The organism is Coprobacter fastidiosus (assembly GCF_982245605.1).
The window spans coordinates 21882-39520 of sequence record NZ_CEVCIF010000027.1; the positions used below are offsets into that span (position 1 = coordinate 21882).

At 41.3% G+C, this 17639-nt stretch carries 15 protein-coding genes; 4 read left to right on the plus strand and 11 right to left on the minus strand.

The window, feature by feature from the left end; all coding sequences use genetic code 11:
- Positions 1–80 precede the first annotated feature (80 nt).
- The 4 genes from AC0UMU_RS08330 to trxA all read left to right on the plus strand — a co-directional run bounded on the left by AC0UMU_RS08330 (position 81) and on the right by trxA (position 4194).
- Positions 81–665 (plus strand): DUF3109 family protein, encoded by a 585-nt coding sequence (locus AC0UMU_RS08330; protein ID WP_022390270.1) that lies wholly within the window; start codon positions 81–83, stop codon positions 663–665.
- 198 nt (positions 666–863) lie between these two features.
- Complete coding sequence (locus AC0UMU_RS08335) at positions 864–3317, plus strand: FAD-dependent oxidoreductase (RefSeq protein WP_278714335.1); 2454 nt, start codon at positions 864–866, stop codon at positions 3315–3317.
- Positions 3318–3323: 6 nt separating this feature from the next.
- Positions 3324–3689: a MarR family transcriptional regulator gene (locus AC0UMU_RS08340; protein WP_009318125.1), complete on the plus strand. Its 366-nt coding sequence runs from the start codon at positions 3324–3326 to the stop codon at positions 3687–3689.
- 19 nt (positions 3690–3708) lie between these two features.
- A complete protein-coding gene (gene trxA, locus AC0UMU_RS08345) occupies positions 3709–4194 on the plus strand; it encodes a thioredoxin (RefSeq protein ID WP_022390268.1) in 486 nt (161 codons plus the stop codon).
- Between the two features lie 274 nt (positions 4195–4468).
- On the opposite strand, the gene serS is transcribed toward trxA, so the two are convergent.
- The 11 genes from serS to AC0UMU_RS08400 all read right to left on the minus strand — a co-directional run bounded on the left by serS (position 4469) and on the right by AC0UMU_RS08400 (position 17615).
- Positions 4469–5740, minus strand: a complete 1272-nt coding sequence (gene serS, locus AC0UMU_RS08350) for a serine--tRNA ligase (RefSeq protein ID WP_278714337.1) — start codon at positions 5738–5740, stop codon at positions 4469–4471.
- A 28-nt stretch (positions 5741–5768) separates the two neighbouring features.
- Positions 5769–6218 carry a GatB/YqeY domain-containing protein gene (locus AC0UMU_RS08355; RefSeq protein ID WP_122303809.1) on the minus strand — a complete coding sequence of 150 codons (450 nt, stop codon included), beginning with the start codon at positions 6216–6218 and terminating at the stop codon, positions 5769–5771.
- A gap of 29 nt (positions 6219–6247) precedes the next feature.
- Positions 6248–7597 (minus strand): cell division protein FtsZ, encoded by a 1350-nt coding sequence (gene ftsZ / locus AC0UMU_RS08360; protein WP_423767119.1) that lies wholly within the window; start codon positions 7595–7597, stop codon positions 6248–6250.
- Positions 7598–7664: 67 nt separating this feature from the next.
- Complete coding sequence (gene ftsA, locus AC0UMU_RS08365; RefSeq protein ID WP_278714339.1) at positions 7665–9026, minus strand: cell division protein FtsA; 1362 nt, start codon at positions 9024–9026, stop codon at positions 7665–7667.
- Positions 9027–9032: 6 nt separating this feature from the next.
- Positions 9033–9767 carry a cell division protein FtsQ/DivIB gene (locus AC0UMU_RS08370; protein ID WP_288640441.1) on the minus strand — a complete coding sequence of 245 codons (735 nt, stop codon included), beginning with the start codon at positions 9765–9767 and terminating at the stop codon, positions 9033–9035.
- The gene (gene murC / locus AC0UMU_RS08375; RefSeq protein ID WP_278714342.1) at positions 9764–11134 is read right to left on the minus strand and encodes a UDP-N-acetylmuramate--L-alanine ligase; all 1371 of its coding nucleotides are present in this window, start codon (positions 11132–11134) and stop codon (positions 9764–9766) included. The genes AC0UMU_RS08370 and murC overlap by 4 nt, the downstream gene beginning before the upstream one ends.
- On the minus strand, positions 11121–12245 hold the full coding sequence (gene murG, locus AC0UMU_RS08380; RefSeq protein ID WP_278714344.1) for an undecaprenyldiphospho-muramoylpentapeptide beta-N-acetylglucosaminyltransferase: 1125 nt from the start codon (positions 12243–12245) through the stop codon (positions 11121–11123). The genes murC and murG overlap by 14 nt, the downstream gene beginning before the upstream one ends.
- A 12-nt stretch (positions 12246–12257) precedes the next feature.
- Complete coding sequence (locus AC0UMU_RS08385) at positions 12258–13490, minus strand: FtsW/RodA/SpoVE family cell cycle protein (RefSeq protein WP_009318116.1); 1233 nt, start codon at positions 13488–13490, stop codon at positions 12258–12260.
- A gap of 16 nt (positions 13491–13506) precedes the next feature.
- Positions 13507–14844 (minus strand): UDP-N-acetylmuramoyl-L-alanine--D-glutamate ligase, encoded by a 1338-nt coding sequence (murD, locus tag AC0UMU_RS08390; RefSeq protein ID WP_278714873.1) that lies wholly within the window; start codon positions 14842–14844, stop codon positions 13507–13509.
- A gap of 26 nt (positions 14845–14870) precedes the next feature.
- Positions 14871–16130, minus strand: a complete 1260-nt coding sequence (mraY, locus tag AC0UMU_RS08395) for a phospho-N-acetylmuramoyl-pentapeptide-transferase (protein WP_009318114.1) — start codon at positions 16128–16130, stop codon at positions 14871–14873.
- Between the two features lie 15 nt (positions 16131–16145).
- Positions 16146–17615 (minus strand): UDP-N-acetylmuramoyl-L-alanyl-D-glutamate--2,6-diaminopimelate ligase, encoded by a 1470-nt coding sequence (locus AC0UMU_RS08400; RefSeq protein WP_009318113.1) that lies wholly within the window; start codon positions 17613–17615, stop codon positions 16146–16148.
- Between the last annotated feature and the right edge of the window lie 24 nt (positions 17616–17639).

Genomic DNA, 17639 nt, shown 5'->3' on the forward strand with positions numbered 1-17639 from the left:
AATTTGAAGGTTCGTAATTTTATATGCAATGGATAATAGGAATGTCCCTGTTATCCATTGTCTTTTAGTAAGAAAAATTTATGTTGCAGATACAAGATACGTTGGTTAGTTTTGATGTAGTCGAGAAAGAATTTATCTGCGATCTGGAAGCTTGCCGGGGTGCTTGTTGCATTGAGGGTGATGCCGGAGCTCCGATCGATGAAGAAGAGCGGAGAAAATTAAAAGAAGTATTACCGGTGGTATGGAATGACTTGACTCCTGCTGCTCATCGGGTAATAGAAGAACAAGGAGTTGCTTATATCGACGAAGAAGGAGATTTGGTTACCTCTATTGTCAATGGGAAAGACTGTGTATTTACCTGTTATGAGCCGGGAGGCATGTGCCATTGTGCCATAGAAAAGGCTTATCGGGAAGGGAAGACCGATTTTTATAAACCGATATCTTGCCACCTTTATCCTATACGTCTGACGGCTTATGATACTTTTACGGCAGTGAATTATAGCCGATGGAAAATTTGCAAGGCTGCTGAAGTTTTAGGTAGAAAAGAGGGGGTGAAAGTATATCAGTTTCTTCGAGAACCTTTAATTCGCAGATTCGGTCAGGAATGGTATGATGAGTTGTGCCTGACTGTTGCCGAATATGAAAGGCAGAAAAAGGGAAAGTGATATTTTGATTTTTTATGAAATAACCTCATGTAGTTTTGAGCAGAAAGTGGCATGAGGGATTTTTATTTTTATAATCTTGTATTTATCTTATGAATTAAATATTTTCCAATGGAAATTTGTTTTATTGAAAAATATATCTATCTTTGCAATATTGTTTTCTTTTAGAAAATATTTTTACAGGAAATAAATAGGGATAATATGAAATATTTAATTGTAGGAGGAGTCGCCGGTGGAGCGACAGCAGCGGCTCGGCTTAGACGGAATGATGAACAGGCTGAGATTATATTGTTTGAAAAAGGTAAGTATATATCTTATGCCAATTGCGGATTGCCTTACTATATCGGTGGCATAATACAGGATAGAGAAAAATTATTTGTGCAGACCCCTGAAATATTCGGGAAACGGTTTAATTTGGATGTCAGGACAGAATCGGAGGTCATTTCTGTAGATCTCGGTCAGAAGAGAGTACTGGTGCGTAACGGTAAAGGAGAAGAGTATGCCGAATCTTACGATAAGCTGCTTTTGTCTCCGGGAGCAATACCCGTACGTCCTCCTCTTCCAGGAATCGATTCGGAGGGTATATTCACTTTGCGTAATGTCGATGATACCGATGACATTAAGAAATTTCTCCAGACTCGAGACGTGAAAAAGGCGGTTGTTGTCGGTGGCGGATTTATCGGGTTGGAAATGGCGGAGAATCTTTGGCATAATAATATACGTGTTTCTGTCATCGAAATGGCAGATCAGGTAATGACTCCGGTCGATTATTCGACTGCGGCTATAATACACGAACATTTGCGTCAAAAAGGTGTGGATTTGTTGTTGAATGAGAGTGTAATCTCTTTTGAACGAACTGCTTCCGGATTAAAAGTGAATTTTAAAAGCGGGCGGGTCATAGATACCGATATGGTAATTCTGTCTATCGGAGTTCGTCCGAATAATTCGTTGGCTGTTAGTGCCGGGTTAAAAATCGGGGAACGAGGAGGAATTGTCGTTGATAAATTTCTCCGGACTTCGGACGAGAGTGTGTATGCCGTAGGGGATGTTATCGAGTATCCGCATCCGTTGACCGGAAAGCCTTGGATGAATTTTTTAGCAGTTCCTGCAAATCGTCAGGGGCGTATTGCTGCTGATAATATGAGTAAAGGAAATGTCGTCATGTATGAAGGCGCTGTCGGGACTGCAATTGCGAAAGTCTTTGATATGACGGTAGCAACTACCGGCTTGCCGGCTAAGCGCTTAGCTCAGGAAAGCATTGATTATTGCTCTTCTATTACCCATTCGGGGTCTAATGCCGGTTATTATCCCGGAGCAGCACCTATGTCGATAAAAATTACTTTCGACCGACTGACCGGAAAGTTATATGGAGCTCAGATTGTAGGATATCAAGGTGTAGATAAGCGGATAGATCAATTTGCTCAGGTAATTAAGCATAATGGAACGGTGTATGATTTAATGACGCTGGAGCATGCTTATGCCCCGCCTTTTTCTTCAGCGAAAGATCCTGTAGCTATTGCCGGATATGTTGCCGGAAATATTTTGGAGAAAAAAATGAATCCGTTTTATTGGAGAGAGTTGAAGACTCTTGACCGAAATAAAGTAACGTTGCTCGACGTCCGTACAGCAGATGAGTTTGCATTGTGTCCTATTGAAGGGGCTAAAAATATACCGTTGGACGAATTGAGAGAACATTTGGATGAAATTCCTCGGAATAAGCCTGTATATGTATATTGTGCTGTCGGCTTAAGAGGGTATTTGGCTTCTTGTATTTTGAAAGGAAACGGATTTCAAGAGGTGAAAAATCTTTCGGGCGGATATAAAACTTATAGCGCAGTAATGCATTCTCTCTCTCCTGAAATTCCGCAGTGTGAACCGGATGCGGTTATTCAGGATATCGATAATCAGAAAGCGCAAAAGCCGGTTGGCGTCTTAACTGTGGATGCGTGCGGATTGCAATGTCCGGGGCCTATACTCAAACTGAAGAAAAGTATCGATGAGATAGCGCCGGGAGAACGTGTAGAGTTGATTTCCTCTGATCCGGGTTTCTTAAGAGACAGTGCTGCGTGGTGTAAGCAGACAGGGCATAAGCTTATCGCTCAAACGGAAGCATCGGGAAGATTCTCGACTGTAATTGAAAAGAATGTGAAGAAAGATGTGGACGTTCAGTCGGTATGTAGTACTCCCAAAGGGAAAACTTTTATTCTGTTTAGCGATGATTTGGATAAGGCTTTGGCTACATTTGTATTGGCAAACGGTGCGGCTGCAACAGGAGGAAAGGTGACTTTGTTTTTTACGTTCTGGGGTCTGAATGTTATAAAGAAGGAGATAAAACCAAAGGTTAAGAAAGATATTTTTGGCAGGATGTTCGGATTTATGCTGCCTTCGGACTCTTTGAAGCTCAAACTTTCCAAAATGAATATGGGAGGATTGGGTAGACGCATGATGCGCTTTTTGATGAGTAAGAAAGGAGTGGATTCGTTAGAATCTATGCGACGTCAGGCTTTGGAAAATGGAGTAGAGTTTATTGCTTGCCAAATGTCTATGGATGTTATGGGCATACATCCCGAAGAGTTGTTGGATGAGGTTTCTGTAGGCGGAGTAGCTACATATATGGCTAAGGCGGATGAATCTAATGTGAATCTTTTTATTTAAGGAGTTATGAGAAATATATGTATTATGCGGGATATATACCGGGCGTTAAACGACTTCGAACGGGATTTTGAGAAAGTACATGGAGTAGGGCTGAATGAAGCGATGGTACTTTGTTGTTTAGAAAATGCATCTCTATCGTCCGGCGAAATTGCGGAAAGTACGGGAATGACTTGTTCCCATACTTCGAAAATGATAGGTTCGGTTGAAGGAAAAGGATTGATAGAACGTGTTTTAGGAGAACGGGATAAGCGTCAGATGTATTTTCATTTGACGGTAAAAGGTCGGGAATGTTTGCAGGGAATGGTTTGCGGAAGTGTTCCTGTACCGGATATTTTGCAGCCGATATTTGAAAAAAATTGTAACAGAAGGTAATTATAAGACAAGGTTGGTTATGAAAAATTTTGTATTCGCATTTTTACTGTTTCCTTTATTTGTGGCCTGTAATGGACAAAGTAAGCCGGAAAAAGAGAATATTTCGGATGAGACACAATCCGTTTTAAGTAATGAGCCGGAAAATGTTCCGGTTCACCTGAATAAAGTACAGTTTTTGGATAAGGTGGCGGATTATGAAAAGAATCCGGACACATGGGTATATCGTGGAGATAAGCCGGCAATCATAGATTTTTATGCCACTTGGTGCGGTCCGTGTAAAGCTGTTGCTCCGATTTTAGATGATTTGGCAAAGGAATATAAAGATCAGATTTATATTTATAAAATCGATACAGATCAAGAGCAGGAGTTGGCTGCCGATTTTGGCATTCGTTCTATTCCTTCGCTGTTATTTATCCCGATGAACGGACAACCGCAGATGATACAAGGAGCTATCGGGAAAGAAGAATTCAAGAAAATTATCGATGAATTTCTTTTGAAAGAATAACTAAGAGAGTGTTTAATTTTGATCGTATCGGGTTTGAGAGCTTTTTTCAAGGATGTTTTTCTGAGAGTGAAAACGGGAAAGCTGTCCAAAAGAAAACGAAAAGATAATCTGATAAAATGCTCTTATTGGGAAGTGTAAAAAGACTCTGAAATTTTGTAATGAAAAGAGCCATATCCTTACTCAAAAATAGAGTTTGATATGGCTCTTTTGTGATTGTTGATTTTCAGTTTTGAAAATATTTTCGATTTCTCCTTTCAATAGGAGTGTTGATTTCTTAGTCGATAATATCAAAGCTCGTATAAGGAACTAATGCTTTGGGAATGCGGATTCCTTCCGGAGTTTGGTTATTTTCGAGCAAAGCTGCTACGATACGAGGTAAAGCCAAAGCACTGCCGTTAAGAGTATGCACCAATCGGGTTTTCTTATCATTGGTACGGAAACGGCACTTCAGACGGTTTGCCTGATAGCTTTCAAAATTAGAAACAGAACTTACCTCTAACCATCGTTTTTGGGCTGCAGAGAATACTTCGAAGTCATAAGTAATGGCAGAAGTAAAACTCATATCTCCTCCGCAGAGACGCAGGATATGCCAAGGTAATTCCAGCTTTTCGACCAGGCTTTGAACATGAGCGATCATTTCGTCTAAAGCTTCATAAGAGTGGTCGGGATGTTGTATCTGTACGATTTCGACTTTGTCGAATTGATGCAGACGGTTCAATCCTCTTACGTCTTTTCCGTATGAGCCGGCTTCACGGCGGAAGCAAGCAGAGTATGCCGTATTTTTTATCGGCAAATCTTCTTCGTTGAAAATTACATCTCGATAAAGATTGGTAACCGGGACTTCTGCTGTCGGAATCAAATATAAGTCATCTTCGTTACAATGGTACATTTGTCCCTCTTTGTCGGGTAATTGCCCTGTCCCGTATCCCGATGCCGCATTAACGACATAAGGCGGTTGTATTTCTAAATATCCGGCTTCCCGAGCATTATCCAGAAAGAAACTGATCAGAGCCCGTTGCAGACGTGCTCCTTTACCTTTATAAACCGGGAAACCTGCTCCTGTAATCTTTACACCTAATTCAAAATCGATCAAGTCATATTTTTTTGCCAATTCCCAATGGGGGAGAGCGTCTTCTCCTAAATCGGGCATAGGACCGCCTTCTCGTACGACAACGTTATCTTCCGCACTCTTTCCTTCTGGAACCATGTCACATGGAGTATTGGGTACGGATAACAAAATTTCCGTAATTTCCGCTTCAGCATTTTTCATATTTGCTTCGAGCGTTTTATTGTGTTCTTTTAGTTCGGAAACTTTATTTTTAACCGTTTCGGCTTCGGCTTTTTTCCCTTCTTTCATTAGCTGGCCTACTTGGGCGGAAAGAGTTTTCAATTCAGACAGACGAGTATCCAATTCTGCTTGAGACGTCCGTCTTGTTTTGTCCAGATCCAGCACTTTTTCGATCGCGTCTTTTGCGTCGAAATGTTTTTTTGCTAATTTCCGAATGATTTCTTCGGGATTTTCTTTAATAGCAGCAAGTGTTAACATATAACATAATGTTTTGTTCGTGAATAGATTAGGCAAGTAATTCTTTTACTTTTGCCGAGATAGCTTTTCCTTCGGCTTTCCCTGCCAGTTGTTTGGTTGCTATACCCATGACTTTGCCCATATCTTTTGCCGAAGTAGCACCGATTTCGGCTATGATGGCTTTTAATGCTGTTTCCAGTTCCTCTTCTGTCATTTGTTGCGGCAAATACTCTTCTATGATTTTAGCTTCTGCTAATTCACCTTCCGCTAATTCCGGACGGTTTTGCTCGATATATATTTGTGCACTGTCCTTGCGCTGTTTTACCATTTTTACTAAAATCTTCATTGCTGTTTCATCGGGCAGATCTCCGTCCGATCCTTTTGCCGTTTTAGCTTCCAGAAATTCTTTTTTTACACCACGCAGAGCTTCCAGTCTCTGTTTGTCTCTTGCCAGCATAGCAGCTTTTATATCGCTGCTGATTTGATCAAATAGGCTCATTTGTTTGTAGTATTTAAGTTCAATTTATTTTAAAATAATATTCTCCCGTTCGGGTTATTATCCTTTTCGGAAGTTTGTACCGAAATTACGCTTTCCTGCTCTTCGGTTTTATTTTCCATTGCTTTTTCCAGCTGGGATTTGAATTGCGGGGTTCTGTTGTAAGTTGGGGATTTATCGATCATTTCCAGTATCGTGTCGTTATCCATTTGGTCTATCGACAAGATGGCGAATGAAGCCCGGGCTTTGGTACGTTTCATCTCATCGGCAGCCTTTTGCCCGTAGATTTGCTCTATAATATTTTCTTTATTATTCGGTATCTGTTCGTTTTTTTCTTCCGGATGTTCATCCGAAGGAATCTCCCAAGGATTTTCTATCTCTGCGTATTGCGGTCGGTCGGGTAATGCACTTGATCCGAATCCTGTTGCCAGAATCGTAATTTTCATCGTATCCTTGAGGGAATTGTCGAATGCCGCACCCCAGATGACTTCGACATCATCGTTAAATTTAGACATGAACTCGTTTACTTCGTTCATCTCTTCCATTTTTACCTGATCTTGGTCTTCAGGGCTGAAATAAAGGTTGAACAGTACCCGTTTAGCATCGAATACATTGTCATCGTTTAGAAGAGGAGAGTTCAATGCATCTTCGATCGCTTTGGTTACACGCTTCTCCCCTTTACCGTATCCGCTGCTCATAATGGCTACACCACCATTTTTCAATGTGGTTTTTACATCGGCGAAGTCGAGATTTATGCGCCCCTCTATCGTAATGATTTCTGCGATACTTTTTGCTGCGATAGTCAATGTATCATCGGCTTTGGCAAAAGCGTTCATAAAGTTCAAGTCCGGATAAATTTCCCGGAGTCGTTCGTTATTGATTACGAGTAGTGCATCTACGTTTTTCCGCATTTCTTCGACACCGACCCATGCTTGTTGTATCTTTTTCCGGCCTTCGAAAATGAACGGAATCGTTACGATTCCGACGGTAAGAATACCCAAATCTTTGGCGACTTTGGCTACGATCGGAGCTGCACCTGTTCCTGTTCCTCCACCCATTCCGGCCGTAATAAAAGCCATTTGAGTTCCGTCATTGAACAGTTCGGTAATTTCATCTATACTTTCTTCTGCAGCTTCTCTTCCTTTAGGAGGAATACCGCCAGCTCCCAATCCGGCTCCCCGGCCTTTTCCGATTTGCAATTTTCGGGGAATGTCCGAATTTGCTAAAGCTTGTCGGTCGGTATTACAGAGAACGAATGTAACATCCTCTATTCCGGTTTTGTACATGTGGTTTACGGCATTGCCGCCACCACCGCCGACTCCGATCACTTTAATGATCGAAGGAGAAGGGTTCCCTCCCTCAAAGGGAAGTGTATTATTTATGTCGATAGTTTCATCCATAGCCGTTGTGATTTTAATTTCATGAATGGTCTGAGATCAATACTCCGTATTAATTTTTTTTTCGAGGAGGGTTTGCATCTTCCTCATCTGTTAAAAAGTTTTCAGTAGAACTGATGACTTTATCGGTCATTTTTTCAATAGCCCCGAAAATATTCCATGATTTTTTCGGTTTTTTCTCATGTTCTTTCTTTTCCTTTTCGTCTGAGATTTCTTTATTTTCGGGCTTCTCCGGTTCTTCTACAGTCGGTTCTGTTTTTGGGGTGATAGGTTTCTCTACGCAATTCTCTTCACCTAATAAAAGCAATCCTATCGCTTGTGAATAAGCCGTCAAACCACCTTCTTGATGTCCTGAGAATGTAATTCCTTTTTGAAGATTACACCGTTGTACCGACATTTTTGTTTCTCGGGCAAGAAGTTCGGGCAGTTCTTTCAGTAGCGATGCACCACCGGTTAAAATGATACCTGCCGATAACTGGTCTTTATATCCCGATTCTTTGATTTGTTCGACAATATTGGCAACGATTTCCTCAATACGGGCTTCTGTTACACGGCATAATTCTTGATAATTGATTTTAGAAGAATCAATACCTTCTATTCCGATACCTTTGGGTTCTTCTCCATTGTTGATGGCGCACCCGAAGGCCAATTTCAGTCGTTCGGCTTCCGACATCAGAATATTCAGGCTGCTGATATCTTGTGTAATATTGCGTCCGCCGAATGGAATCGTCACTACATATCTCAGAAAATTGTCTTTATAGATGGATAGTGTGGTTGTTCCTGCTCCGAAATTGATCAAGGCGCACCCCAGACTCTTTTCTTCATCGTCTAATAAGGCGGCGGCATCTGCATGCACCGACATTATATAGCCGGCTATGGGAAGTTTCAGCCGTTCGACGATGCAACGGTTTATATTTTTCTTTATAGACGGACGTCCTACTACAAGTTGTAAATGGGCTTCGATTTCTGAGGCATAAGTGCCTTTAGGTTGAGTTTCCAAATGATTGTCGATTGTATATTCATTGGGAATGACGTCCATAATTTCTGCATTGGCGACCGGGAAACTCCGGCTCTCGGCATGCAGGGAGTTGATGATCATATCGGTAATAGGAGTATCCTCTGCCAATTGCCGGAAAACGGAATGACTGATCGAGTGCACCGATTGCCCGCCGACACCGACATATACTTTTGTGATCTTGAGAGAAAGCCTGTTTTCGAGTTTTTTGATGATTTTCTGTATTTTAGAGGCGGTATCTTCGACGTTGAAGATACATCCTCGCTTTATACAGCCGGCGGAGTCTTCTTTCTCCGTAGCCAGAATATTTAATCTGCCGTCTTCGTTTTTAACTCCGACAATCCCGACTATTTTTGATGTCCCAAGTTCTATTGCTACTATGTATTTCCCTGCTTCCATAACGGTTTATTTATCTCTTTTTGAACAAATCACCTGATTGTTATATTTCAGGTTGATTGTGTCATATTTGTTCCATCCTACTTTGGAAAGTGCTTGTTCGTATAAACATTGCAGATTCTCGAGTTTCTGTTCAAAGTTATCAATTTTTCCCAAAAGTATCAAGTTATCCCCAATACGAGGAATTAATTCTATCTCGTTGTTTTCCGTAACATATATTTGCTCGATCTGGGCATCCCAGAACGGGTTATTTTTCAGATAGACGGCCATCGGATATAGTTGCGATTTTGCGTAGGAATGGGTGATATATCCTGTTGCTAAAGGCAAATATGCTGTAAACGAAGATGTTGTCGGCATAATATCTCCGTTTTCATCGATGTAATACGATTCAAATCCGCTGATAATCCGCATAATCGGTACACGTTGTTCTATGTCTATGCGAATAATCCCCGACGGAGATTTATAACATTCGGCACGGGCTATTAGTTGATTCTTTTTGAGAATCTTTTCCATTTTTTCGGTGTTGATGCTTCCTAATGGTTTGTCCGTAGGATCTATGCCTTCATCTTTGATCTGTTTTTTGATTTCTTGAACAGATGTAAAATGGGTATCGGTGCTGTCCAACAAAGTGATTTCTATGCGCGAACATTTCTGCTCGTCATGTGCTGATGCATAAAAAACAAGGCTGGCAATCAGATATGCCGGCAATAATGAAACAAGTATGTATTTAAAAAGCTTTTTCATTTAGAGTTCAGCGTGTCTCGTATTTCAGGGAGCATGCGGTCTATATCTCCGGCCCCCAATGTAATTAAGACTTCAAAGTTACGTTGTTTTATTTTTTCTAACAACATATCTTTGTGACAAAGTTCTTTATTTCTGCAAGTTACTTTATCAAAAATTATTTCGGACGTGACACCCGGAATCGGTTCTTCCCGTGCCGGATAAATATCCAACAGAATCAATTCGTCCGCAAGAGACAGTGCTTTTGCAAATTGTGGAGCAAAATCCCGGGTACGCGTGTAGAGGTGGGGTTGAAAAATGACGCTGATTTTTTTCTCCGGATAAAGTTCTTTAACGGATGAGATGCTGGCTTTGATTTCATCTGGATGATGAGCATAATCGTCGATCATTACCAAATCATCTCGTTTTATCCAAAAATCGAATCGCCGTTTTGCTCCTTGGAATGATGCGACGGCATTTTTTATATCTGTTGCCGATACACCGTTCAACCAGGCTATGGCCATTGCCGCAATGCTGTTTTCGATATTTATTTTTACAGGGACGCCAAGCTCTATATCTTTGATCGTCTCTTTCGGAGTTACAAAATCAAAAATGATTTGTCCGTTTCCGATACGGATATTTTGGGCATAAAAATCTCCTCCGTCATTCATAGAATAATGATAAACGGTTACTCCGTTTTGGACGTCGGGCCGAATCTTTATCCCCTTTTTTATGATAAGGACTCCTCCCGGTCGTATCAATGTCGTGAAATATCGGAAACTTTCCAGATAAGCATCTTCGTTTCCGTATATATCTAAGTGATCGGGATCGGCAGCAGTAATTACTGCCATATACGGACTTAGTTGGTGGAAAGAGCGGTCATATTCGTCAGCTTCGATGACTGTCAGATCGCTATGATCGGAAAGAATCAGATTGCTGCCGTAATTTTTCAGTATTCCGCCGAGAAAGGCGTTGCATCCTATCGGAGATTGTGCAAATATATGTGCCGCCATGCTGGATGTGGTCGTTTTTCCATGAGTCCCGGCAAAACATAACCCCTTGCTTGTACGGGTAATCATTCCGAGCAGCCGGGCGCGTTTTACGATTTCGAAACCGTTTTCTTTGAACCATATCATTCCGGCATGGGATTCGGGAACAGCCGGAGTATATACGACCAACGTGTTTTTCGGATCTTTGAAATCGGAGGGAATCAACCTCGGATTTTCATCGTATACGATTTGCGCACCTTCTTTTATAAGCTCTTCTGTGAGGGGAGATGGAGTTTTGTCATATCCGGCAACAGGATAACCTTTGGCAAGGAAATATCGAATCAAGGCACTCATGCCGATTCCTCCTGCTCCGATAAAGTATAATGATTTATAGTTTTCCATTTTTCTTGTTTTTAGTGACCAGTTCAAAAATAATGTCGGCAATGCGTGTCGCAGAATCTCGTTGCGCCATTTTTGAAATGTTGTCGCTCATGTTTTTTAATGACGTTTCATCTTGAACAGTTTTTAATGCTGTGTCTATCAATAGATTTTGGGCATCGCAGTCCCGTATCATCAGAGCTGCATTCTTTGTCGATAAGGCCTGAGCATTCTTTGTTTGATGATCTTCGGCTACATTTGGGGAAGGAATCAGTATTACGGGTTTCCCTAATAAGCAAAGTTCTGATATAGAACTCGCTCCGGCTCTTGATATTACCAAATCAGCAGCTTTATAAGCCATATCCATACGAGAGATAAACGGCATTTGTTTTATATTCTCTGGTTTTTTCTCTTCCAGAGCCTTTTGGGCTTGAGTATCATATCCTTTCCCGCTTTGCCAGATTAATTGTATATTCTGAGGGATTTTTTCTATTCCTGCAGCGATACTGTTATTGATTGTACGCGCTCCGAGGCTGCCTCCGATAACAAGAATTGTTTTTTTCGAGGGATCGAGATTGAAAAAACGAATAGCTTCTTCCCTGCTTATCGTATCGTTTTGTAATTCTTGCCGCACCGGATTCCCTGTGAGAATAATCCGGTCTTTAGGAAAAAATCGTTCCATATTTTCGTAGGCCACACATATTGCCTTCGCTTTAGATGCAAGTAATTTGTTGGTAACACCAGCATAAGAATTCTGTTCTTGAATCAATGTCGGAATGCCCCTTCGTGCAGCAGCCCATAAGGTAGGACCGCTGGCATACCCTCCTACACCTACCGCAATATCCGGAGAAAATGATTTTACGGTTTTATCTGCTAAACGGATGCTTTTGAATAATCTGAATAATACTTTGATATTTTTTAGCAGATGCTTGCGGTCAAAACCGCTGACCGGCAGTCCTATAATAGGATAACCTGCGGCGGGGACTTTTTCCATTTCCATACGATTTTCTGCCCCGACAAAAAGAATATCGGCATTCGGACATTTGTTTTTAATGGCGTTCGCAATAGAAATGGCCGGAAAGATGTGTCCTCCGGTTCCTCCGCCGCTGACAATAACTTTTATTTTTTTATCCATTATATTCATTATTTACAACATATTAGGATTCGGAGCAGAAATGTCTTCCGGTATTTCTGTTTCTTCTCCTGTCAATTCTTTTTCTTCTTTAATAGCGTCTTGGGTCGCATATCGGCTGATACTTAGCATGATCCCGAAATAAGCACAAGTAATGATCGTCGATGTTCCTCCTCGACTTATCAAAGGAAGAGGCTGACCGGTTACGGGAATGAGCCCCGATGCGACCGACATATTGACTATAGCTTGGAATACGATCATCATGGCAATACCCATGATCAGGAATGCAGGAAAAGCCCGGGTACATTTTTTTGCAATCATTCCGGCTCTTATGAGTAGGGACAGATAAAGAGCCATTACTACAACTCCGCCTACAACTCCCATTTCTTCGATGATAATCGCATAGATAAAATCGGAGTAGGCCTGTGGTAAAAAATCGCGCTCCCGACTGTTTCCGGGAAATGTCCCTATCGCTCCTCCATTGGCTATTGCCATGCGGGCATGGTGTACCTGATAATTCTTGTCGTTTGTTTTTACTGCATATTCCGGGACGTCGTTTCCATGAGAAAAATTAAGGATACGGGCTCGCCAAGTAGGAATACGATCCAGTACGGGCGTATTTTCAGGAATATAGGGACTGATGGAGAACAGTACGATAACGAATCCTGCGAGTACTGCTACTAACTTGAATAGTTTTATTAATTCTACACGTCCGATCAGCATTAGGCAAAAACAGACCAGTCCTAATAGCGCCGATGTGGAAAAGTTTTCGGGCAGGATCAACATGCAGAAGATACTGACTATGATGAGTATCGTTTTGAATGTGTCGGGTTGCACCCCTCCCGGTACTTGTTTTTTTGCCAAAATGAATGATACGGTGATGACTACCGCCATTTTAGCTAATTCGGATGGCTGTAACGGAATTCCGCAGATTGTCAGCCAACGCTGTGCCCCGTTTACTTCTTCTCCGAAAAACATAGCGTAAACGAGCAGAATGAACGATAGTGGCAACAATACTACCGGTATCAGTTTGAACCATTTATAGTGAAAATTATGAATAATGATGACCCCGATTGTCCCGCAAAAAAGAATGAGTGTGTGTCTGATCGTGGGTGCTAGATAATCTTGTATCTTGAAGGTCAGTGTGCTGGTGGCGCTATACATTTCTACTATTGAAATCATACAGAGCATCAGGTATACCCCCCAGATATATTTATCTCCTTTCAGAATCGATTTTACAGTATCCATAACTTTTTTTATTTAGTTATAAATTGCGTACGCATTCTTTGAATTGTTCTCCTCGATCCTCGTAACTTTTGAATAAGTCGAAGCTTGCACAACAAGGGGACAACAGCACGGTTTCTCCTTTTTGAGCACAAGCAAAAGCTTTATCTACGGCTTCTTTCATTGATGAGGCATCTTCTATATGCGGAACTTTCCCTTCAAAAAATGCGTGTAGTTTGCTGTTGTCGACACCTAAACAAATGATTGCATTTACCTTTTCTTTTACCAACTCTTCAATTTCGGAATAGTCGTTACCTTTATCTTTTCCGCCAAGTATCAATATAACTTTGGTACGCATGCTTTCGAGTGCATACCAGCAGGAATTTACGTTTGTCGCTTTCGAATCATTGATAAATTCTACACCTCGTACACGGGCGACTTTTTCAAGACGATGTTCCACCCCTTTGAAATCTTTAAGCCCTTCCCGTATGTCTTCTTTTTTTATATCGAGAACTTTTGCCGAAATACTTGCTGCCATGGAATTATATAAATTATGTCGTCCTTGTAATGCTAAATCATCTTCAGTAATTGTCAAAGTATCGTTCGGAGCATCGATGACAATTTGGTTGTTTTCCGTGTAAGCTTTTACACCTTCCTCTTTTTCTTCCGAAAAGGGGTAGAGACGAGCTTTCAGGTCATGGGCCTTTAGTTCTTTGGTTATAATCGGATCATCATTCCAGTAAATAAATGCATCATTGGGGGTTTGATTTTGCGTAATTCTGAATTTGGCGTTGATATAATTTTGCATGTCATATCCGTACCGGTCAAGATGATCGGGGGTAATGTTTAGCAAAACTGCGATATCGGCTTTGAATTTATACATGTTATCGAGTTGGAAGCTGCTCAGTTCGATTACATAATAGTCGAAATTTTCTGTTGCTACCTGCAATGCCAAACTTTTGCCTACATTTCCGGCAAGGCCGACATTTAGTCCTGCATTTTTAAGAATGTGATATGTTAATAATGTTGTTGTCGTTTTTCCGTTACTCCCGGTGATACAAATCATTTTTGCATGAGTATATCTTCCTGCGAATTCGATCTCGGAAATTATAGGAATTCCTTTTTTTTGTATTTCTCGAATAACCGGTGCGGTATCGGGTATTCCGGGACTTTTTATTATTTCGTCAGCATTGAGAATTTTTTCGATACTGTGACGACCGTCTTCCCATTCTATTTCATATTTATTTAATAACGCCTTGTAGGCATCCTTGATCAGGGACATGTCCGAGACAAAAACGTCAAAACCTTTTACTTTTGCCAAAACGGCAGCTCCTGCACCGCTCTCTCCGGCTCCTAAAACTACAATTCGTTTATTCATTGATATATATTATTTTAATATATGTTTTATCGCATTTTTAAAGTTACGATGGTAATGACCGCAAGTATAATGCCAATGATCCAAAACCGGACAACGATTTTTGATTCCGGAACCGGACGAAAAGGTTTTTGTATCAACGCTATGATTCCTGCATTTCCCGGTTTCTGGAAATGATGGTGTAACGGGGTCATCTTGAATATGCGTTTCCCTTCTCCGTATTTCCGTTTTGTAAACCGGAAATAGGCGACCTGAATCATTACCGATAATTCTTCTACAAGAAATATCCCGCAGAGAATGGGTATTAATAGTTCTTTGTGTATAATAATTGCGAATACTGCTATGATACCGCCTAAAGTGAGGCTACCCGTATCTCCCATGAAAACTTGGGCAGGATATGCGTTGTACCATAGAAATCCGATCGTCGCTCCGATGAACGCACTGGCGAAGACCACTAACTCTTCCGTTCCCGGGATATACATGATGTTCAAATAAGAGGCATAAGCGATATGTCCTGATAGATAAGCGAGAATGCCTAATGTGACACCTATGATTGCCGAACTCCCGGTAGCCAGTCCATCGAGTCCGTCTGTCAGATTTGCACCGTTTGAAACTGCTGTAACAATAAAAATAGTTACTAACACGAAAATGATCCATCCGGCAGTTTGAGCATGATCTCCCATGAAAGAAACTAAATCGGCATAATCAAAGTTATTGTTTTTTAGGAATGGGATAGTCGTTTGTGTCGATTTGATATTTTCGGGCATATATCCGACAACTTCTTGATTATTGGCATCTTTTATAAGTACATTTTCTCTGATTACGACATTCGGGCTGAGGTAAAGGGTCAATCCGACGATAAGCCCTAATCCTACCTGGCCGATAATTTTGAATTTCCCATGCAACCCCTCTTTATCTTTTTTAAATACCTTGATGTAATCGTCCAGGAATCCGAGTGTCCCTAACCACAATGTCGTGACCAGCATCAGTATCATATAGATGTTTTCGAGCTTTCCTACTAACAAGCATGGAATGATAATGGCGATGATAATGATAATGCCTCCCATCGTCGGAGTCCCTTTTTTACTCATTTGACCTTCGAGCCCGAGGTCTCGAATGATCTCTCCGATCTGTAAGTATTGTAATTTGTCTATGATCCGTTTACCTATGATCGTTGAGATGAACAGGGATAGAATTAGCGCCAATCCGGATCGGAAGGAGATATATTTAAACATCCCTGCTCCGGGAAAGTCTAATTGGTCGAGATATTGAAATAAGTAATAAAGCATTGTTTGTCGGATTTCTTATTTTTCTGATTGATCGTATTCTTTAAAAATTTTCTCTACTTCTTCTTTGTCGTTGAAATGGTATTTCACACCTTTAATCTCCTGATAGTCTTCGTGACCTTTTCCTGCGATAAGTATGACATCTCCCGGCTGAGCAAATTGAGTTGCCGTCTTTATCGCTTCTCTTCGGTCGGAGATAGACAGAACCTGGCGCAGTTGTTGAGGAGAGAGTCCGGCCCGCATATCCGAAAGAATATCTTCCGGTTCTTCGAATCGGGGATTATCGGATGTCAAGATTACACGGTCACTTATTTTAACAGCTTCTTGAGCCATTATAGGGCGTTTGCCTTTATCCCGGTTACCGCCTGCTCCTACGACTGTAATGATCCGGCCTTTTTTACCGACGACCTCACGTATTGAGCCGAGCACGTTGGCTAATGCGTCCGGAGTGTGAGCATAATCGATAATTACCGTATATTTTTCAGGGGAATGAATGGTTTGGAAACGTCCGGCTACGGGTATAAGCATGCTGAGTTTTATCAGTGCTTTTTCCGGATTTTCTCCTAATAGGCAAGTTGCTCCATATACAGCCAATAAGTTATATGCGTTGAATTTGCCGACAAATTGAACTTCAACTTCTCTTCCGTTTATTTCGAGAGTCGTTCCGTCCAAACGGCTTTCTATGATGCGCCCTTTATAATCGGCCAAAGTTTTTAGCGAGTATGTGTGTTTTGCGGCTTTTGTGTTTTGCAGCATGACCATGCCGGACTTATCGTCCAAGTTGGTAAGAGCGAATGCGTTTTTCGGCAGATGATCGAAAAACGATTTTTTTGCTTTTAAATAAGCCTCTACGGTTTTATGGTAGTCGAGATGATCCCGTGTGAGGTTTGTAAAAATTCCGCCGTCGAAATCTAATCCGGCTATACGTTTTTGATCGGCAGAATGAGAACTTACTTCCATAAATGCATATCTGCATCCGGCGTCTACCATTTCCCGTAATAGTTTGTTCAGGGTGATAGGATCGGGTGTCGTATGTGTGGCCGGGACGGCTTTTTCGTCTATATAATTGCAAACGGTCGAGAGCAAACCTGCTTTTTCTCCGAATAAGCGGAACATCTCGTATAACAGTGTCGCAATAGTTGTTTTGCCGTTAGTGCCGGTAACTCCGACCAATGTCAATTGCCGAGACGGATTTGCATACCATTCGGAGGCTAATAATCCTAATGCTTCTTTACTGTCGGATACTTGAATATAAGTTGTTGTCGGAGTTATGTTTTCCGGCATTTCTTCACAGACTATTGCTGTCGCTCCTGATTCGATTGCTTTGTCGATAAACTGGTGCCCATCGACGGCAGTGCCTTTTACGGCGACAAAAAGGAAATCTTGTTGTATGTTTCTTGAATCGGAATCTAAACCGGAAATTTCTTTATTTGTATTTCCTGATATTTGTTTGACCGGAATTGCTTGTATCAATGATTCTAATTTCATAATTGTTTCTGTTTTTTTATCCGA